We start from the raw sequence: 18,297 nt of genomic DNA, 5'->3' as shown, positions 1-18,297 counted from the left end.
AGTGCCACTATTAGGGGCATTGAGAGGATAGGGGTAGGCCATGATCTGTTTGGGTATGTTCCGATAGTTGGCGGGGTGTGAGTCAAATAGGGACGGTAATTACCCTCCCGGTTACGGTCGGACGCGAGGAGCCTAAAGTGACCAAGTTTGAGCATTATCTATTTCTCATCGGCACACTGATGCTAATGGCGTGCAGCGATGAACAGGGCGCTCTTCGCGATCTATCCAGTAGCGAGCAAGCAACTCTGGCAGGCGTGAACTCTGGTATGCCTGCGTTGCCGCCCGATGAGGGGCTGTTGAGTCAGGTATCAGTGCCAGAAACCGTTACGAGAGTGCGACCTGCCGAGCGCATGGCACTGTTTGGTGATCTTCACGTCCATACCGAGAACTCCTTTGACGCATTCGCCTTCGGGACGCTGGCAACACCAGCCGATGCTTATCGCTATGCCGCAGGTGAGGCGATTCCGCACCCCTCAGGTTTCGATATTCAGTTGGACAGGCCACTGGATTTTTACGCGGTCACCGATCATGCGATGTTGATGGGGGTTGCCAAGGCCGCATCCGATCCTGCGAGTGCGGTGGGTATGCTGGATATATCCGAGCCGCTGCATGCATTAAACCGCCCCGGGAACTTCGGCACGTTCACGCTGATTCCAAGAAGCCAGATTTTTGGGCAATTCGTACCCGAGGTTGCTACCCGTTTACGAGAGGGCAGTCTTGATCCGGAACTCGTTCTGGCGGCAACACGCTCAACCTGGTTGCAGAACCGGCAGACGACAGATGATGCGTATGTGCCCGGGAAGCTCACCACCTTTGCTGCTTACGAGTACACAACCTCTACGGATACGCGTGGCAACCTGCACCGAAACGTCGTATTCCAGGATACGGCCAAGCTCCCCGCCGTTCCCTTCTCACGCCTGCATTCACAGAACCCGGAAGATCTATGGACCTGGATGGATGGACTGCGTGAACAGGGCATAGAAAGTATGGCCATACCTCATAACTCCAATGGTTCAGACGGTGAAATGTTCAAGCAGGTGGACTGGTCGGGGCAGGCGATGGATGAGCGTTATGTTGAGCAGCGCTTGAGGAACGAACCGCTGGTGGAAATCACGCAGGTCAAAGGCACCTCTGAGACACACCCCATGCTGTCGGATACGGACGAGTGGGCGGGTTTCGAATTGATGGAGTATCGCGTAGCTACCAAACTGGCATCCGCGACAAACGGCTCCTATGTGCGTGAGGCACTGCGCATCGGATTGGAAATGGATGCCGCAGGGCAGGGCAACCCGTATCAGTTTGGGTTCATTGGCTCCACCGATACTCACGTGGGTGGCGGCGCCACGCGCGAGGATAAGTTCTTCTCAAAGGCTGGAGTTATAGACGGTCTGCCCGAGCGCCGTGGCTCAGTACCGGCCAGCTGGCTGGTGGGCACGCTGAGCAAGCTGATGGCGCCGGATTTGGTCACCGAGGTGGATGGCAAAACCTACATGCAATCCAGCACCTTTGAGTACTGGGGCTCGTCCGGTCTGGCCGCGGTATGGGCGGAGTCCAATACGCGCGAATCCGTTTACGACGCACTGCGTCGCAAGGAAACGTTTGCAACCTCGGGCCCACGCATCAAAGTACGTTTCTTTGCGGGTGCAAATTACCCAAGCGGAGTTATCGACTCAGCAGACCTATTGCAGGTTGCTTACGCAGGCGGTGTACCCATGGGGGGGGAGCTGGCTGCTTACGAGCAGATGGCTGGCTCACCGCAGTTTTTAGTGTGGGCCATGGCCGACGATATGTCGGCACCGCTGGATCGCGTGCAGGTCATTAAAGGTTGGGAAGTGGACGGCCGAAGTAACGAGAAGGTCTTTGACGTGGCCTGTAGCGCAGGCGGTGGCGTGGATTCAGAGACGTACCGCTGCGCGGACAATGGCGCTTATGTTTCCGCAGAGGACTGCAGCATTCCACGCGACAGAGGCGCCAGCGAACTGAAAGTTCAGTGGCAGGACCCGGAGTTTGACTCGCAGCAGGACGCCTTTTATTACGTGCGCGTGCTCGAAAACCCGACGTGTCGCTGGTCGACCTGGGAGGCCCTGCGAGCCGGGGTGACGCCGCGCAGTGATTTGCCGCGCACGATTCAGGAGCGGGCGTGGTCGTCGCCTATTTGGTACCGTGCCGACCATACGTTGGGGCAGCTCAACGACTGATCAGTAGCTGCGGCTACGTTCTCTGGAGCGCACCGCGCCTCTGACTAATACTTGAGTGCATGGCGCCTAGTCATTGTTCGTCAGCTCAGGGAGCAGTAACAACGTGACCAATCATGGTGGAACCTTCAAACACCGGCAGGTCCATCACGGTTGTGTCGGTGATAAACACGAAGTCGAAGATCTGGTTATCGTTGCTATCAAAATGCAGCATCACCAGAAAGGGCTCACCGGCCTCCAGGCCCTTGTAGACCTCAAGCTCTACATCCTGTGACTCGCCCTGAGGAATGTAGGTTGCGCCTACGTATTTGTCGCCATTCGGCTTACCTTCCTCGAAGGGGTGCACCACCAGCCAGCCCGGTTTTTCTATGGTGACGCTCTGAAACGTTAACACGCCGCCATCACGGGTCACGTCGTCTGTAACGATGGCGTTGCTCTGACCATTGCCCATGGTGATGGCTGCGGGCTCCTGAGAAAGTGCCGCTGAGGCGCACGCAAACAGCGCCAGTGAGCCAATGAGTGTTCTTATCATTATGGTGAATCTCCGTTGAACTGGCGTTGGATTGTGAGTGTAGATGAGTTTGCGCGGCAGCACAGTAATCCCCCGGTCATTCGCTCTCGTATAGCCCTCAGACACAGAAAATATCCGGGAACCAAAGCCATGTTTGGACTGTTCAAGAAATCACCCATGAAGGCACTGCGCAAAGAACACGAAGCGTTGCTGACTCGCGCTTTTCAGGCGCAGCGTAACGGCGATATCCGTCAATACTCTGAGCTCACGGCAGAGGCAGCGCTGGTCAAAGAAAAGATCGACGCGATTGAGAACGGGTCGGAGCAGGGCGCATGAGCCAAGACGCGGTGCAGATAAAGACGCAACCGGACCCCTATGAGCCCTTCAATATTACCCAGGGTTTTCGCGTGGGGGACCTGGTGTTTGTGTCAGGACAGGCAGCGCTAACCCTAGAGGGGGAGATTGTGGGCGTCGACGACTTTGATGCTCAGGCGCAGCAGGCTTTTCATAACCTTGCGGACGTGTTGGCAGCCGCTGGCAGCTCACTCGAGCAAGTGGTCAAGGTCACTATCTACCTCACGGACATGAGTTACTTCGAGCGTGTAGTCGCCTTACGCGAGCGATTCTTCACGCCGCCATGGCCGGCAGATACCTTGGTAGAAGTATCAGCACTGGCCCTGCCGGAACTGATGATTGAAGTCGACGCGATGGCTATGGTGAACGGGCAGACAGTGCCCAGGAGTTAATACTGCATCACATCGCCCGCCCGCAGGGCGATGGTTCAAACATGTAGCCGGTGAGACGGTTCAGTTTTGCGTGTCGCGCCCCTATGATGTGGTAATCCGAGTAAATATAAGAGGGCAATAATGTCTCGACTCAAGCAAATAGGCCTGATTCTGGTCAATCTGGCGTTTTACGCATTCCTGGCCGGCTATTGGTACCTCGCCACTAATCTTCCGCCCTGGCACGCGCTTGTGGGCGCCTTGTTGAGCTATGGCTTGTTCCTCACGCTGCGAGACCGCTTGAGGATACCTGGACCATCGCCGCTTATCGTGGCGTTGGCCGGTGTGCTGTTCTTTTTGATGTTCAGTCCTCTGCCGTCGCTGCGCGGATTGTCACAGATGTTGTGGCTGGTCCTCAGTGCAGTGCTGTTCCGGTTGTGTTTTTCCCAGTTGGCAGCCTTCCCCTCAAAGGCGGGCGCACTGGCCGCCAGCTATATTTTGTTCCTTACCCTGCCTATGGGCATGCCGCGCCTGACGTCGACGGAGCCCAGCACCCAGCCCGGGGAGCCGATGGACGTTGCTGTGATCGGTGCGGGGTTCGGTGGCCTTGCGGTCGGTAAGGAGCTGCTAGATTCCGGAGTGACCAATTTCCGCATTTATGAGGCGGCACCCGAGGTGGGCGGTACCTGGTGGCATAACCGGTATCCCGGTTTGCACGTCGATGTCCGTTCTGCGCTGTATAGTTTTTCTACCTACCCTAATCCAGACTGGTCGCGACGCTGGGCGCCGCGCGCTGAGCTGCTGGATTATGCCGTCTCCGTGTCCAAGGCATTCGGTGTGCGGCCCTTTGTGGCTTTCGAGTCATGGGTTCAGGGGCTGCAATTCAACGAGCAGACGGGCCTGTGGGACATACGGGTCGGCGGCGAGACTGTGCAGGCACACAATGTGGTAATGGCCACCGGCGGATTGCACATTCCCAATTCGCCTCAGTTCGCCGGCAGTGAAGATTTCTCTGGTCGTATCTTTCATTCTGCCCGCTGGCCAGATGACGCCGACCTTGCCGGTAAGCGCGTCGCAATTATTGGTAGCGGCGCGAGTGCGGTACAGATCATTCCGGAGATCGCGAAGGAGGCTGCGCGCGTGGATATGTACCAGCGCACGCCTAACTGGGTATCGCCATCGAACAATACCGAGGTGCCGGGGTGGCAGCAGGCCGCCTATCGCTATGTGCCCATGGCCTACAAATTCGAGCGTCTGCGCACGCATGTGGGATCAGAGCTGGGATTCAGGGCAACCTTTCCGTTGGATTCCGAGTACCGAGGCGGGCTTGAAGACTGGCTGACAAACTACATTGAAGGAACAGTGGACGATGCAGAACTGGCCGCGGTCCTCACGCCCGACTATGAGTTTGGTTGCAAACGCCCGTTGGTCACCCAGTTCTTCTACCCCAGCCTTAACCGGGATAACGTTAACGTTATCACCCAGGGCATAGAGCGATTTACGCCCACCGGTATAGCAGGTGTGGACGGTTCAGCCTGGGACTACGACGTGATTATTCTCGCCACGGGTTACCGTGTGGCCCAGTTGCCGTTCCCGATCGAGGGGCTGGAAGGGCAGTCACTGGAAGCGCTTTGGGAGGAGAAGCCTGCGGCTTATGAGTCCATGATGGTAAACGGCTTTCCGAACCTGTACTTAATGTCTGGACCCAATAGCGGCCTGTTCGGCTCAATCATTATTCACATTGAATCCGCCGCAAACTACATCGCACAGGTGATCGACGAGGTGGGCACCGATCAGCTAATCCAGCCGACATTGGAAGCCCAGACTGCCTATAACGACGATCTTCAGGCTAAGCTCCAGACGACGGTGTGGGCGGGAAGCTGCAAGAGCTGGTACAAGTTGGATGACGGCACAATCGTCGCCAACAATCCTTATCCGATCTCCGAAATTGTCTACAACCGTGCCCAGCCTAACTGGGCACACTTCACGATAACGGAGCGTTGATAGCGGAGTAGATCAGGCCGGTGCAGTGGCTGCGCCGGCCGGGTTGGGACGCCATGTGATAATGGCGGTACCCAGGGCCATGAGTATCAGGCTGTAGTAGGGCTCCAGCGGCCAGAATGGCAGCCACAGTTCCATCTGGGCAGACCATCCGGGCGTGGTCATAAAGCTTGTCATGGCCTCCTGCCAGTAGCCACCTGTTGCAGATACCACCAACCCCATCATGATCAGTGCAATTCCTGCCGCCCGTTGGCCCAGGCCTGCTTTGGCTGCTGCACCCTGGCGCACCGCCAATATTTGGCGCTGTTTCCCCCAGGCTGCGATGCGAAGTGCAAAGGCTAGGAATCCACCCCAGTAATAAATAATGTCGTGCAGTTCATACCCACCGTAGTAGTACAGGTTCCACCAATACACGCTGAAGGCATAGCCCCACAGTACGTAGATGCCGCCTTTCTGTATGAGCTTCCATTGCGCCAGGTCCAGGCGTTTTCGGGCGAACTGGAACGACGTGACAATCATCGCTGCCAGGAAAATGTAGCCAAAGGTACCTTCTAACTCATCGCGAAAGTAGTAGACCTCGCTGTAGTAATAATCCCGGAAAAAGGTAGAGATGATGAAGATGAACAACCCTTGCCAGACCATACCCACGGCGAAGCACAGGCCGATATAGCGGCGATTGCGCAGCCACCAACGTCCAGCCGTGCCTGGGAAGAGGATGTTGATGGAGGAGGCAGCCATCGCAAAGTAGATAAAAGGCACGGCGATACGTACGGAGAAACCGATCATCTCGGAAATGCCTGCGCCCTGACTGAGGTCCACGGTGGTCATCTCGTAAATGACCCACAGCGATAGCGGAATCGATATTAGGGAAAACAGACCCCAACCGTTAATGAGTTTATTATCGAGTACAGTGCTCATAATGGCGGCTCCGGCGATGGCGCGCTGGCGATATCTTCAGAGTGTCGCACCGGCCGAAGCACTGCAACATCCGCGCGGATAGGGGAAGAAACTGCGTGGCTTTAAACCGTGTTAGCGTGTTCGCGTGTCTGAAGTATGGAGAGGCTCAATGATCCCGCGCGTAGTACGTATGCTAGTAGTGGCATCGCCGACCGTTTTGACGATGTGGGCGCTGTACGCCATGGAACACTACAAGGTCTGGGTGCCCGAGACCCCCTTCAGGGATGTGATTACTGTTGCAATGCTGGGCACCGCCATGACTGTTTCCTTTCTCATATACACCCGCCTGAAGCGCTGATCTGCCGCGTCGTCACTGCATGCCATAAACTGTTACCCTGCGTGGCCGTTTACGAAGCCCTGGGTAAGCGCATGAATCTCAATCAAATCACTCTGCCCGTAACGGATATGACAGACGCCGTGGACTTCTATTTGCGCATGGGCTTCATGCAGATCGTGGACACACCGCATTACGCGCGGTTTGAAAGTCAGGTCGGCGAGGCCACCTTTTCGCTGCAACTGGAAACCGAGATCTTTTCCAATGGGGCGACGCTCTATTTTGAGATCGATGATGTGGATTCGAAGGTACGCGAACTGCAGCTACTCGGTTTCGAGTTTGAGCAGCTACCCACCGATCATAGCTATCTCTGGCGCGAAGCGGTGATCCATGACCCCTCAGGCAATCGAATCAAGTTGTACCATGCGGGCGAAAACCGTTTACACCCGCCATGGCGCGTTGAGCGAACCTATCAGCGGGGGATCAATGCGTCGCGGGAAGGCCTCTCAAAGGCACCGACGAATCTAACTTCAGTTAACACGGGAGATTGACATGAAACTTGAGTCTATTGCGCTTCATCAAGGATATACGCCGGAAGCGCCTACCAACGCTGCAGCAGTCCCCATCTACCAGACCACGTCCTACACCTTTGACGATACCCAGCACGGAGCGGACCTGTTCAATCTGGCGGTGCCGGGCAATATCTATACCCGCATTATGAACCCTACGACGGATGTGCTCGAGCAGCGCATGGCAGCGATGGAGGGCGGCGTAGGAGCGCTGGCCGTGTCATCGGGTATGGCTGCAATCACCTATGCGCTGCAGTGCATTACCGAAGTCGGCGACAACGTTGTCAGCACCAGTGAGCTGTATGGCGGAACCTACAACTTCTTTGCCCATTCTCTTCCGCGTCAGGGTGTGACCGTCAAGATGGTCAGCCACAATGACTTCGATGGCTTTGAAGCGGCCATCGACGATAAGACCAAGGCGGTGTTCTGTGAATCCATCGGTAACCCCGCGGGTAATGTGGTCGATATCAAGCGTCTGGCAGAGATTGCCCACAAGCATGGTGTGCCGCTCATCGTCGATAACACCGTGGCCACGCCTTACCTGTGCCGCCCGTTTGAGTTGGGCGCGGATATCGTGATTCATTCACTCACCAAGTACATCGGCGGTCATGGCACGTCCATCGGCGGAGTTATCGTTGATTCAGGGAAGTTTGACTGGGTGGCGAATAAAGAGCGTTTCCCAGTAATGAACACCCCAGATCCGTCTTACCACGGTGTGGTGTATACCGAAGCTCTGGGGGAGGCCGCCTATATCGGTCGCTGCAGGGTGGTACCGCTACGCAATACAGGGGCGGCCATATCGCCCATGAATGCGTTCCAGATTCTGCAGGGGCTGGAGACATTGGGCTTGCGCATGGACCGGCACTGCGAGAACGCAGAAAAACTCGCAGACTACCTGAGTCAGCACCCGAAGGTCGCCTGGGTGAACTATGCCGCGCAGCCTGACAGTCCTTATCACGCCACCTGTCAGTCCATTACCGGCGGTCGGGCGTCGGGCATTCTCAGCTTTGGTATTGTCGGTGGTATAGATGCCTGTGCGCGCTTCATTGATGCGTTGCAGATGATCCTGCGCTTAGTAAATATTGGCGATGCGAAATCGCTGGCCTGTCATCCAGCGTCAACTACCCATCGTCAACTTAATGACGATGAATTGAGAGCTGCTGGGGTCTCACCCGATTTGGTCCGAATTTCAGTCGGTATTGAGCATATCGATGACATCATTGCGGACGTTTCGCAGGCGTTGGAGAAGGCCTGACTCGTTCATGATTTGATGGCCTGTCGGCCGTCCTGCGAAGAGCCCAATCGTGTGCTTCTCGCGTAAAGACGCGCCTGCCGCTATAATCGCCGCCTTCTTATTCAGGCGGCGTGTATCACGCGGCCACAGGAATCATTATGTCCTCTACAGATGCGGTAGAAAACTTCGCAGCCTTGTCCCTGCCCGAGGCTTTGCAAAAAGCCCTCACTGACGTTGGCTACGAGACGCCCTCGGCGATTCAGGCCGCGACCATACCCCCGTTGTTAAACGGGCGAGATGTGCTCGGACAGGCCCAAACTGGGACGGGCAAAACGGCGGCTTTTGCACTGCCACTGCTTGCACGCCTGAATCTGGAGCAGAAAAAGCCCCAGGCGCTGGTTCTGGCACCCACACGCGAGCTCGCGATTCAGGTGTCAGAAGCGTTCCAGAAGTACGCGCATTACATGCATGGCTTCCGCGTATTGCCCGTGTATGGCGGCGCCGACTATCGAGGCCAGCTGCGTCAGCTGCAGCGTGGCGTGCATGTGGTCGTGGGGACCCCGGGACGCGTCATGGATCATATGCGCCGCGGCTCCCTGGATCTGTCTGAGCTGCAAATGCTGGTGCTGGATGAAGCTGACGAAATGCTCCGTATGGGCTTCATCGATGATGTGGAGTGGATACTGGAACAGATCCCTGAGCAGCGGCAGATGGCTCTTTTCTCGGCGACTATGCCTGAGGCAATCAAGCGCATTACCCAGCGCTACCTCAATCAGCCCGAGGAAGTCGCAATAGAGGTGAAGACGGTCACAAACACCTCAATCCGCCAGCGGGTGTGGATGATGGCGGGAGTGCACAAGCTGGATGCGCTGACGCGTATTCTAGAGGTCGAGGAAACTGACGGCATCATTATCTTTGTTCGCACCCGCCTGTCGACGTCCAACTTGGCAGACAAGCTGGCGGCAAGGGGTTACCCCGCAGCCGCATTGAATGGCGACATTCCGCAGAAGCAGCGCGAGCAGACCGTGCAGAAGCTTAAAAACGGAGAGCTGGATATCCTAGTAGCCACGGATGTCGCTGCGCGGGGTTTAGACGTCGAGCGTATCAGCCACGTCATTAACTACGATATCCCCTACGATGTCGAAGCCTACGTGCATCGTATCGGTCGCACGGGTCGCGCGGGCCGCACTGGGGACGCGATCCTGTTCGCCGCTAACCGTGAAAGGCGCCTTCTCAGGGCCATTGAGCGTTCGACAGGCCAGACCATCGAGAAGATGGAGTTACCCACGGCTGAGCAGGTCGCTGACAAACGAGCCGCAAAATTCAAGCAACAGATCACGGAGGTCTTGGACGCACGGGATCTATCGGCCAGCCGTAAGTTAGTGGAAGACTACCAGCATGAGTATGGCGTGCCTGTGATCGAGATAGCATCGGCATTGGTCGCCATGGTGCAGGGGAGCAGCAGGCCATCCGCCAAGCGTGGTGAATCAGCGGAAGCGGACGGTGATTCAGGGTCTGCCGGCGGTCACAGTAAAGACACAAAGTCTCCAGCCCGTGAGAAACGCGAAAGGGGTGGTGAGCATAGAAAGCCGCGTCGAAACAAAACCGTTGGTCCAGACAAGGGAATGGAGCGCTTCCGCATCGAAGTGGGCCATAGCCATGGGGTCAAACCTGGCAATATCGTTGGCGCCATTGCCAATGAAGCTGAAATTGACGCCGAGTATATTGGCCATATCGACATACACGATAATTACAGTACGGTCGATCTTCCTGAGGGCATGCCTAAAGAGCTATTCAAACATTTAAAAAGTGTGTGGGTGAGCGGACAACGCCTGCAGCTTTCGCGTGTAGTAATGCAGGTCGGCAAGGGTGATCGATCTGCTCCCGGGGCGAAGTCCGTAAAGCACGCCGATGGAATGGCTGGGAAAAGTGGCCGGGCCAATAGAAAATCCGGCAAAAAAAAGGGAAAGCAGAGAGGTTAGTTTTCCTTTACCGCGACGATACGCAACTGTGCATTGCTCGATTTCTCCAATGCATGGGTTGTCAGCAATGTTTCCTTTGTTCTAATCCGAGGGACGGCGATCGTAGAGCCATCCCTGGTCTGACTGGCAATTTTTTGATTTTGGTCTTTATTAGGGTAGCGAATGCACGATAGAGACAGCGGATGTCGCAAAAAGGTCCCATTTTCATTCTGAGCGTCGATGGCGGTGGTTCGCGCGGCGTCATACCCGCAAACATACTCATGCATTTGCAGCGCGATTTAAATATATCCTTGCGCGAGCAGTTTGATTTCTTTGCCGGTGTAAGCACGGGGGCGATGATTGCAGCCTACCTGGTTTGTGATGCAGGCACAGTCGATGATCTGGCCAATGACAGCTACTCCTCGGAGAACCTGTCACGCATTATGGATAAAACCGTGTGGGACCGCATGCTGGGCCGTATGCAAAACCAGCCAAAGTATGACGGTGTTAATAAGCGCGCCTATGTTGATGAAATGCTGGGTAGCGTGTGCATCAACGATATAGTGGATAAGCATCTTCTAATCATTGCTTACGACTTTATCAGTCGAGACCTCGTCGCGTTCAAAAATGGCCGCGGCAGCGATGCTTCATATAACCCGACACTGGCGGAAATCTGTGATGCCTCCACCGCAGCGCCAACACTTTATCCTACTGTGCCCACAACTTCGCTAACGCGACGCTGGTTGCTCGATGGCGCTCTGGCCACGAATGACCCCAGCGTATGTGCGCTTACCGAGTCCCTGGCCATGGGCCATACTCTGGATGACATTTGGATGCTGTCGCTGGGTACGGGTCGACCTGTGCCGGATCTTAGCCAGGAAGATCGGGATACGATCGGTAAAGCATCGCGTGACTGGGGCGTGGTGGGTTGGCTCACTAACGGTCTGCTGGATCATATGATGAGTGCCAGTTCCAGCGTGAGTGCTCACCAGTGTCGGCAACTGCTGGGTAATCGTTACCTGCGAGTGAACAGCGAGTTACCGCGAAAGTTAATGCAGCTGGACAATACCAGCGAGGGCCGCGTGATGGATCTGCAATCCTACGCCAATCAATGGTATCTCGAGTTCAGGGAGCCGATACTTGCGCTCATCCAAGCCGCTACTGAGGCTCGCGCGTCGGCGTGAAGACAGTTTTACGCCTACCCGATAGGTGGCGTGAAAACTCACCCGTACCTAGCATTTGACTCTAGCATAACGCCTAACGGGGAGAGATATGAAACGAGCCGCATCTGGCGCTGCACTGTTTGCAGCGATACTGACATCCTTCGCCAGTGGGCAATCCATCACGGAAGATGTGCAACGGGCTATGCAGCTCGAGTATCGAACGTCCGCAGATACCACACGTGATGCAAATCGAGCCCCGGCTGATGCTGTCGCTTTTATGGGACTGGAAGCCGATATGTCAGTGTTTGAGTTCGCACCGGGTAATGGTTGGTATACGAAACTTCTGGCACCTGTGCTGAAGGACAGTGGTAGCCTCACCATAGGATATCCCCATGAGTGGTTGGCCGATCTGAGTGATTTGATCTCGACCCCCCCCATGGCCAAGGTCCGGCAGGTGTCTATGGCCATGGACTGGGACTATGACCTGCGCGCCTACTCCTTCGAGGGCATCGATTTCGATAGCAGCGACCTCGACATGTTCCTCAACATTCGTGAATACCACAACTTGCACGGCGACGACCGTGCTGCATTTAACCGAGCGGTTTTCGCGGCGCTGAAGCCGGGAGGGCGGTATATCGTGATCGACCACACTCGGCGTCACAACCAGCCGGACACGCCGGAAAACTGGCGTCGCGAGGATCCGGTCGTGGTGTTAACTGAAGTTCAGGACGCCGGCTTCGTTCTGCTGAAGTCATCGGATATGTTCTATAAGCCCGATGATTCCCTGGCGTTCGAAGTAGGGCGTAAAACCGTCACCGGCAACACAGACCGATTTTTCTTTGTATTTGAAAAGCCCGAGTAGGGCACAAAACCTCGGATATGGTTGTGGTAGTCCGTAACGGCCATTGGCGGTGAGCTTCAGCGGGTTTGCGCCACCACTCGCTGCTGCTACGGGTCGGGAAGTACAGAGGGTTATGAGCAGGGCAGATAACACAGTGAATCGCCCGGAGGATTTCTTTGTCGTGGTGCGCGAGCCAGGCGCAGAGAATCCGGCAATCCCCACTTGGGCGAATCGCGCACCCAATCCGGCCCAGCTTGAACATCGCTCGGCGCCCACGCTTGAGCGAATTGCCGTTCCGGAAGTACCGGGTGCGTTTCAGCTGCTGAACGTGCTGTCGCCAGAGGAGTGCCAGCGACTGATCGGCATCACTGAATCGCTGGGGTATCTGGGGGATGCTGCTGTGTCTCTGCCGCGACGTATCAGGCACAACGACAATGTCACGTGGGTGGTTGATGAGGCGACCGATGCGTCCATCTGGTCTCGTTGTGCCCATTACTTCGGCGATCAGTCACGCCTCTATAACGGTCGGAAAGCGGTTGGGCTCAATGCACGCTTTCGGTTTTATCGTTACTCGAAGGGTGATTATTTTGCGCCGCATATCGACGGCGACTGGCCGGGCAGTCGCGTTATTGACGAAGAGCTCATCGGCAACGCCTATCCCGATCGCTACAGTTGCATGACCTTTTTGCTTTTGTTGAACGATGATTTCGAAGGAGGCGCCACCCAGTTTCTATTGGATGCCGACGCGCCGAAACGCCCCGCCAGAGATCCCGAGCAGGCCAGGCGAGTCAACGTCAGGACGCCTCTCGGCGCGGCATTATGCTTTCCCCACGGCCGGCACCCACTGCAGTGCCTGCACAGTTCCGAACCTCTTGTTCGCGGTGTGAAGTACTTAGCCCGAACAGACGTGTTATTCCAGTTGCGCCAGTAAATTCGGTCGGCCGCGATGACGCTTAAGGAGGATGTCTCTCTTAGGGTCTACCTCGGTGCCGAACAAAGCTCATGAGCTAGTGCCGAGAAGTCGGGGAACCCCGTAGTGGGCAATACGCGCTCTTGCCACATTGTGTCTATCTCTTCGGCCACTGATTGGGGCAAGTCTTCGGCCTGGCTGCCGACAGCCTGAACTTTGCTGGAATCACTGCCTGGCGGTACACCGCTGCGTTCCTCCAGAACACGAGCGACCATGGCGTCGTCGAACTTGTCCTTGTTGGCGTACATGTATTCGCGAGACGTGCGTTCAAGCACCAGCGAGATTTCGCTGTCAGACAGCGGCACCTCGACAAACGCTGCCAGAGCTTCAATGGCACTGGCTCGTTCCTTAGCAACTCGATTGTAAGAGGTAAGAAAGGTGTCCGGCTCGTCCCTTCGTGAGAACCAGCTCAGAAGGTGAGTGAAGTAGTCACAGCCACCGGGTCCACCTCCCAACCACAATGGCATGAATTCCTCTAGGGAAAGGGCATCGCGCTCTAGTTGCCAGCCATTGAAAAAGCGATAGAACGATACATAGGTTTCTTTAGGGTCTCTTAGCGCAACCACGTAGCGCATACCTGCGTGCAGCCTTTCATATTCTCTATGGGACTTGAACCCTCTGGGCGCTGCGCGCTGCTCCGCCTGCATATTGAGATCGATCATTTGCGCGGTGTCCTCCCAGGGCACCACACGACTGATGTCGTCATAGTCTTCGTCGCCACCGGTGGCAGCGGTACGGATCTGGTGAAACATTTGCTGCAACAGTGTTGTGCCGCTTTTAGCCCAACTGGTGATGAAGACATCGCCAGGCAAGGGGGAGTAGGGCTGGTAATTATGGGCGGGGCCGTTGGCTGCCTCGGACATGATTCTCACGAAGTCTTCAAGTGTGCGGGCGCGGCCAGAGGGTGCTGATGTCATCAACTGTGTCCTTTCAGGCTTTGTAAGAGTATAGGCGGCCGAGAAGAAGCACAGACCTGCGTGGACGGCCCCTTGAAACTTGCTACGCAATCCAGCTGGAGCTGATGAGAGCAATAGCGCCGTAAACACTTTCGCTGGCCACAGCGCGGGCGCTTGTTGTTCATTTATCGGGTTTTTCTGCTCGGTAGGTCTGTGCTGTTGGAGCCAGTTCCCATGGCGTTTCATGATGCGGCAGAAAGTAGAGTTCGAGAGTAGTGGCGGGTTATCCAGCGGGGCATTGGAAATGCCCAACCCCCGGTGCGATGCTATGCACTCTTTGCGCATTGCTTCACCTGCGGTAAGAACGTCGCCGCGGCCTCCAGAATTACTCAGGCACTTAACGACGCAGGGTAGCGGTACTGCGCTTTGTCGAAAGCAGGATTCGACCTATGTTGCCGAAGCAATTGCGGCCTGGGCGGACCGTTACCTCGACCCGGCTAATGACGAGCCTTAGGCAGTGGTCGCCAGAGGCCACGTCCGGATTGAGTATCAGGAGCACATGTTCACACAGGAAATTTCAAGCGACGGTCACCGCTGGCTCGTCGAGGAGCCAAAAGCTTTGGGCGGCAAGAACAGGGGGCCAGATCCATACAAGCATCTGATGGCAGCGTTGGGCGCCTGTACATCGATGAACCTGAGTATGTATGCAAGCCGCAAAACGCCACCGCTGGAACATGTGATGGTGGGGCTGGAGCACAGTAGGGATTATCTGGTTGACTGTGAAGGTTGCGTTTGTAGCAGATCGACGATCGCTGCTAAGTGCATAGAACACTGCACAACCACCTGCAGGTCAAAACGGTACTGGTCGACTAGAGTGTGCGTCCAAACACCGTCGTCAGAAAGCTGCACCGTGCGAAGATAATGAGCTACCGATAACGTGCCGAGGTAATAAACTGGCTGAAGGACTCACACCACACAGTAACGGTATCAAATTTCGTCAGGTCAACGCCCTGCGGTATGTTGAGGATGAAATTGTCAAAGGTATCCACTGGTCCGATTTCGACCATCTGCGGTTTTAGCTGTTTGAATGCCGCTTCGGTTTCAACAAACTCGGGCGCAAGGTACAGGCGATAGGCCGGACCGGGCGCAAGTTTTCCGGTAAAGGTAATTTGTTCTGAGTTTAGATAAACCGAGCCTTCACCCCAGTGCAAAAAGTCGCTGTCGATGCGATCCCGGGTAAATTCACCGGTGTAGCTGGCATTTCGTTCAAGCTGGTCGATGCTCTCAAGCTTGGGTGATTCGGGTGCCATCAGGATGGGGAGGGTGTAGATCCCTCCCCAAAAACCGGCGGCCGCAACAGCAAGGTGGGAGAGTGTCAGAAGGGGGGGTTGTTCATGGCAGCCTCGCTAAGGTCACGGCTCTGATACTACTCTGATTTTGGCTTTCTCGCGACAGAATAGCGGGTGGCAGACCCCATCCTTATTTGGAACGTTACCAAACCGGCTTTAGCGACGGTGTCTCTAGTCTTTTGACGAAAAGGCGTTGCGTTTAGCTAGGCATCTGCTCTTAGATGCAGGTGGGCTGGCGGTAATCCACTAGCAGGGCTTCCAGCACAATCCCGACCTCCAGCCCCGGCTACACATGGCACCTCCGGCCAGAGCACCAGCTGAGACTTCATCTATTCTATCTGCGAAGAATTTCGGCTCTCGCACTGACTTTCACCGCCCGGAACACAAACGTTGAATCGGTTGCCATAGCAATTGCACACTTTTCCCAAAATATCCTGCTGCATGACCTCTCAGACCCACGGGCACAAATAGGTGCGGAAAAGGTATCAAGCTCATCGGCAACGGAGGAATCCGAACGAACGCCACGCGCCATGCCGACATGACCTAAAAATAGTAACTTAAGCGAGTATTCAACAAAGGTAACCGAGTCTGCAGTTGCTGCGGCAGATCCTAAGAAGTCCTGCTCATATCAAGAGAAACGAATAGAGCACAACAACAATAGATTGGGAAAGAGCACACTAACCCTGCCACAGCTGCCCACAGGGTCACGAGGATTTTGCCTCTCTTCGCTGGGACGGAGTCCAGTGTAACTTTAATGAATCCGTAAAAAGCCAGTCAGAAATTGCTGTGTCTAGAGTTTTTCGTGCCAGGCTACTAGGGTGAGCGAAAAGGAACTAAAAGTATTACAGCGCGGGTGATAACTGCAGACACCGCGTGAACCTGTATCTATGATCTCAGCTTCCGTAGAGGCGCCTCGGCGAACGGGCGCTTTGGGTCATATTGTTCTCAGCTGAATAGCGACTTCGCTGCGCCCATAACCCCGCCTAGGCCACCGGCTGCCTCAAGGAGACTGCCGCCGCTACTGGCCTTGTCCATGAGCTGCGGTAGCACCTCAGCGAGCCCCGTTGCGGCGCTGCTTGTGTCGGTGCCTAGCTTACCGGCGAAGTCTGCCACCTGGTTCTCGCCCAACAACCCCAGCAAGGCGTCGGCCGAGATAGGCGAGTTACCGCCATCGCCCAGCCAAGAGTTCACGATAGCGCCGAGGTCTGCGTTCGAGGCCATTTTCGTCGCCAGCCCCTGTAAGTCAACGTTGCCCTGTCCATCACCAAGCAGCGAAGACATAGCTTGATTAATGGTCTCTGGGGAAGCGCTGAGGCCCAGTTTATCCGAGAGTAGTTGCGTGCCCAGTTGGATGATGTCCATATGGCTGTTCCCTGTGATCTAGCGAGATGCCTCTTCAGGATAGCTGAAGATTTCATGTCTGCACTATGAATTCCTCGGGTCGCTGGGCGAGGTTCGGTGAGGGTTGTTGGTTGCCCTCGGCAAAGCCCGTTTTAGGCTGCTTCCAGTGTGCCGCCAGCAGGTGTTATCCGGCGCAGTCATTCATCGCGTAGTGCTCTGTCCTGAGGCCATCCCAGATCGTCACTGAACCCGGCTCCCGGATGAACTGGCCGGTGAACTCGGAGTCTATGACCCGGCCGTGCAGATAGCCCAGCAGTGACTGGCTTTCTTGGGGCGACCAGTTCACCGTCTATTCATTGGGCCGGCTATCTGCAGTGACCGTCGCTGTCAAATGGATTGATGAGGTTTATAACGGTATCAATTTATGGGGATTGGCCCGCCTGGTGCGATTCGAACGCACGACCTGCCGCTTAGGAGGCGGCTGCTCTATCCAGCTGAGCTACAGGCGGGTAGTCGAGAGCGGTGGGATTATTGCTTGATGGTCTTTGCTAGGCAAGCCTTTGGCGTGCCTGAGCTCTTTGCACTGCTCGTTGGCTGGCCAATCGCTCAGTCCGGCGTAATGCCTCTCAGGCGCTCCACTAAAACCACTTAGTGAGGCGCTTCACATGCAGTCTTTGCTGGGCCCCGCCACCTACCAGATCGCAGGCATACAAAGGCGGCTTGCTGAAAGGGAGATGCGAGACAGGATGCCGGGCCCAAGCCGTCAGGTACAGTTTTACGACGTCTCCTGATCCAGTAGGCCGAATCTGGTGATGGTGCTCCATGTCGCGATCTCTTCGAACACCAGTGAGCTCAGCCCGGCACTGAACGAATTGGTTTGATGGATGCGCGCCAACCCGAATTTTTCACTCAGAGGTTATTCTGCGGGCACAAAAAAGGCGATGTCGTTAAACATCGCCTTTTTTAGAACACATCGTCCGTTACTGTGGGACGATATTCTCAGCCTGGGGGCCTTTCTGGCCTTGAGCTACGGTGAACTCAACTTGCTGGCCTTCGGCCAGGGTCTTGAATCCGGAACCCTGAATTGCACTGAAGTGTGCAAATACATCGGGGCCGCCTTCCTGTTCAATGAAGCCGAAGCCTTTAGTTTCGTTGAACCATTTTACGGTTCCTGTTACGCGATCAGACATAGTCTATTCCTGTCAGTTTTCAAGAGTGATTATGGGCCTTACTTTGGCCGCCATTGCTGGATACTGAGGCTGTCATATTCACACTTCTTGACGCGGCAATACTGCGTACACAACGACGTTCAG

At 55.6% G+C, this 18,297-nt stretch carries 18 protein-coding genes and 1 tRNA gene; 11 read left to right on the top strand and 8 right to left on the bottom strand.

Going from position 1 to position 18,297, the window contains the following annotated elements:
* The first annotated feature begins 137 nt into the window (after positions 1-137).
* Positions 138-2,198, top strand: a complete 2,061-nt coding sequence (locus IE089_RS06465; protein WP_229802605.1) for a DUF3604 domain-containing protein — start codon at positions 138-140, stop codon at positions 2,196-2,198.
* 85 nt (positions 2,199-2,283) lie between these two features.
* Here IE089_RS06465 and IE089_RS06460 read toward each other — a convergent pair whose 3' ends face one another.
* Positions 2,284-2,727 carry a DUF7282 domain-containing protein gene (locus IE089_RS06460; RefSeq protein ID WP_189476420.1) on the bottom strand — a complete coding sequence of 148 codons (444 nt, stop codon included), beginning with the start codon at positions 2,725-2,727 and terminating at the stop codon, positions 2,284-2,286.
* Between the two features lie 129 nt (positions 2,728-2,856).
* Here IE089_RS06460 and IE089_RS06455 point away from each other — a divergent pair, with 129 nt between their 5' ends.
* The 3 genes from IE089_RS06455 (at position 2,857) to IE089_RS06445 (ending at position 5,432) form a co-directional block, all read left to right on the top strand.
* The gene (locus tag IE089_RS06455; RefSeq protein ID WP_189476418.1) at positions 2,857-3,042 is read left to right on the top strand and encodes a DUF6435 family protein; all 186 of its coding nucleotides are present in this window, start codon (positions 2,857-2,859) and stop codon (positions 3,040-3,042) included.
* Positions 3,039-3,452 (top strand): RidA family protein, encoded by a 414-nt coding sequence (locus IE089_RS06450; RefSeq protein ID WP_189476416.1) that lies wholly within the window; start codon positions 3,039-3,041, stop codon positions 3,450-3,452. Before IE089_RS06455 ends, IE089_RS06450 begins: the two co-directional genes overlap by 4 nt.
* A 120-nt stretch (positions 3,453-3,572) precedes the next feature.
* The gene (locus IE089_RS06445; RefSeq protein ID WP_189476414.1) at positions 3,573-5,432 is read left to right on the top strand and encodes a flavin-containing monooxygenase; all 1,860 of its coding nucleotides are present in this window, start codon (positions 3,573-3,575) and stop codon (positions 5,430-5,432) included.
* A gap of 12 nt (positions 5,433-5,444) precedes the next feature.
* Here the strand turns inward: IE089_RS06445 and IE089_RS06440 are convergent, their stop codons facing one another.
* A complete protein-coding gene (locus IE089_RS06440) occupies positions 5,445-6,347 on the bottom strand; it encodes a hypothetical protein (protein WP_189476412.1) in 903 nt (300 codons plus the stop codon).
* Between the two features lie 148 nt (positions 6,348-6,495).
* On the opposite strand from IE089_RS06440, the gene IE089_RS06435 reads away from it, so the two are divergent.
* The 7 genes from IE089_RS06435 (at position 6,496) to IE089_RS06405 (ending at position 13,359) form a co-directional block, all read left to right on the top strand.
* Entirely contained in the window at positions 6,496-6,684 is a 189-nt protein-coding gene (locus IE089_RS06435; protein ID WP_189476410.1) for a hypothetical protein, read from the top strand.
* A 71-nt stretch (positions 6,685-6,755) separates the two neighbouring features.
* Positions 6,756-7,211 carry a VOC family protein gene (locus tag IE089_RS06430; RefSeq protein ID WP_189476408.1) on the top strand — a complete coding sequence of 152 codons (456 nt, stop codon included), beginning with the start codon at positions 6,756-6,758 and terminating at the stop codon, positions 7,209-7,211.
* Between the two features lies 1 nt (position 7,212).
* Positions 7,213-8,484: an O-acetylhomoserine aminocarboxypropyltransferase/cysteine synthase family protein gene (locus tag IE089_RS06425; protein ID WP_189476406.1), complete on the top strand. Its 1,272-nt coding sequence runs from the start codon at positions 7,213-7,215 to the stop codon at positions 8,482-8,484.
* 137 nt (positions 8,485-8,621) lie between these two features.
* On the top strand, positions 8,622-10,445 hold the full coding sequence (locus tag IE089_RS06420) for a DEAD/DEAH box helicase (RefSeq protein ID WP_189476404.1): 1,824 nt from the start codon (positions 8,622-8,624) through the stop codon (positions 10,443-10,445).
* A 182-nt stretch (positions 10,446-10,627) separates the two neighbouring features.
* Positions 10,628-11,608, top strand: a complete 981-nt coding sequence (locus IE089_RS06415) for a patatin-like phospholipase family protein (RefSeq protein ID WP_189476402.1) — start codon at positions 10,628-10,630, stop codon at positions 11,606-11,608.
* A gap of 88 nt (positions 11,609-11,696) precedes the next feature.
* Positions 11,697-12,449: a class I SAM-dependent methyltransferase gene (locus IE089_RS06410; protein WP_189476400.1), complete on the top strand. Its 753-nt coding sequence runs from the start codon at positions 11,697-11,699 to the stop codon at positions 12,447-12,449.
* 112 nt (positions 12,450-12,561) lie between these two features.
* Positions 12,562-13,359 carry a prolyl hydroxylase family protein gene (locus IE089_RS06405; RefSeq protein WP_189476398.1) on the top strand — a complete coding sequence of 266 codons (798 nt, stop codon included), beginning with the start codon at positions 12,562-12,564 and terminating at the stop codon, positions 13,357-13,359.
* A 47-nt stretch (positions 13,360-13,406) separates the two neighbouring features.
* Here IE089_RS06405 and IE089_RS06400 read toward each other — a convergent pair whose 3' ends face one another.
* The 6 genes from IE089_RS06400 to IE089_RS06370 all read right to left on the bottom strand — a co-directional run bounded on the left by IE089_RS06400 (position 13,407) and on the right by IE089_RS06370 (position 18,174).
* On the bottom strand, positions 13,407-14,315 hold the full coding sequence (locus tag IE089_RS06400) for a sulfotransferase domain-containing protein (protein ID WP_189476395.1): 909 nt from the start codon (positions 14,313-14,315) through the stop codon (positions 13,407-13,409).
* 905 nt (positions 14,316-15,220) lie between these two features.
* Entirely contained in the window at positions 15,221-15,604 is a 384-nt protein-coding gene (locus IE089_RS06390) for a DM13 domain-containing protein (RefSeq protein WP_189476389.1), read from the bottom strand.
* Between the two features lie 984 nt (positions 15,605-16,588).
* Positions 16,589-17,005, bottom strand: coding sequence for a YidB family protein (locus tag IE089_RS06385; RefSeq protein ID WP_189476385.1), 417 nt, complete (start codon positions 17,003-17,005; stop codon positions 16,589-16,591).
* Between the two features lie 163 nt (positions 17,006-17,168).
* Positions 17,169-17,330 (bottom strand): hypothetical protein, encoded by a 162-nt coding sequence (locus IE089_RS06380; RefSeq protein ID WP_189476383.1) that lies wholly within the window; start codon positions 17,328-17,330, stop codon positions 17,169-17,171.
* 86 nt (positions 17,331-17,416) lie between these two features.
* Positions 17,417-17,493, bottom strand: a tRNA-Arg gene (locus IE089_RS06375).
* Between the two features lie 471 nt (positions 17,494-17,964).
* Positions 17,965-18,174 (bottom strand): cold-shock protein, encoded by a 210-nt coding sequence (locus IE089_RS06370; RefSeq protein ID WP_189476379.1) that lies wholly within the window; start codon positions 18,172-18,174, stop codon positions 17,965-17,967.
* Between the last annotated feature and the right edge of the window lie 123 nt (positions 18,175-18,297).

The sequence above is a fragment of the Parahalioglobus pacificus genome (assembly GCF_014652275.1).
In the GTDB taxonomy this organism is placed as follows: domain Bacteria; phylum Pseudomonadota; class Gammaproteobacteria; order Pseudomonadales; family Halieaceae; genus Parahalioglobus; species Parahalioglobus pacificus.
The sequence above is the reverse complement of the archived record's forward strand: the minus strand, read 5'-3'. Positions and strand labels throughout refer to the sequence as shown.

Bases quoted from the DNA above. Each gene is read 5' to 3' on its own strand.
- IE089_RS06460 (WP_189476420.1), bottom strand. From the start codon at position 2,727: ATGATAAGAACACTCATTGGCTCACTGGCGCTGTTTGCGTGCGCCTCA.
- IE089_RS06455 (WP_189476418.1), top strand. From the start codon at position 2,857: ATGTTTGGACTGTTCAAGAAATCACCCATGAAGGCACTGCGCAAAGAA.
- IE089_RS06450 (WP_189476416.1), top strand. From the start codon at position 3,039: ATGAGCCAAGACGCGGTGCAGATAAAGACGCAACCGGACCCCTATGAG.
- IE089_RS06445 (WP_189476414.1), top strand. From the start codon at position 3,573: ATGTCTCGACTCAAGCAAATAGGCCTGATTCTGGTCAATCTGGCGTTT.
- IE089_RS06440 (WP_189476412.1), bottom strand. From the start codon at position 6,347: ATGAGCACTGTACTCGATAATAAACTCATTAACGGTTGGGGTCTGTTT.
- IE089_RS06435 (WP_189476410.1), top strand. From the start codon at position 6,496: ATGATCCCGCGCGTAGTACGTATGCTAGTAGTGGCATCGCCGACCGTT.
- IE089_RS06430 (WP_189476408.1), top strand. From the start codon at position 6,756: ATGAATCTCAATCAAATCACTCTGCCCGTAACGGATATGACAGACGCC.
- IE089_RS06425 (WP_189476406.1), top strand. From the start codon at position 7,213: ATGAAACTTGAGTCTATTGCGCTTCATCAAGGATATACGCCGGAAGCG.
- IE089_RS06420 (WP_189476404.1), top strand. From the start codon at position 8,622: ATGTCCTCTACAGATGCGGTAGAAAACTTCGCAGCCTTGTCCCTGCCC.
- IE089_RS06415 (WP_189476402.1), top strand. From the start codon at position 10,628: ATGTCGCAAAAAGGTCCCATTTTCATTCTGAGCGTCGATGGCGGTGGT.
- IE089_RS06410 (WP_189476400.1), top strand. From the start codon at position 11,697: ATGAAACGAGCCGCATCTGGCGCTGCACTGTTTGCAGCGATACTGACA.
- IE089_RS06405 (WP_189476398.1), top strand. From the start codon at position 12,562: ATGAGCAGGGCAGATAACACAGTGAATCGCCCGGAGGATTTCTTTGTC.
- IE089_RS06400 (WP_189476395.1), bottom strand. From the start codon at position 14,315: ATGACATCAGCACCCTCTGGCCGCGCCCGCACACTTGAAGACTTCGTG.
- IE089_RS06390 (WP_189476389.1), bottom strand. From the start codon at position 15,604: ATGGCACCCGAATCACCCAAGCTTGAGAGCATCGACCAGCTTGAACGA.
- IE089_RS06385 (WP_189476385.1), bottom strand. From the start codon at position 17,005: ATGGACATCATCCAACTGGGCACGCAACTACTCTCGGATAAACTGGGC.
- IE089_RS06370 (WP_189476379.1), bottom strand. From the start codon at position 18,174: ATGTCTGATCGCGTAACAGGAACCGTAAAATGGTTCAACGAAACTAAA.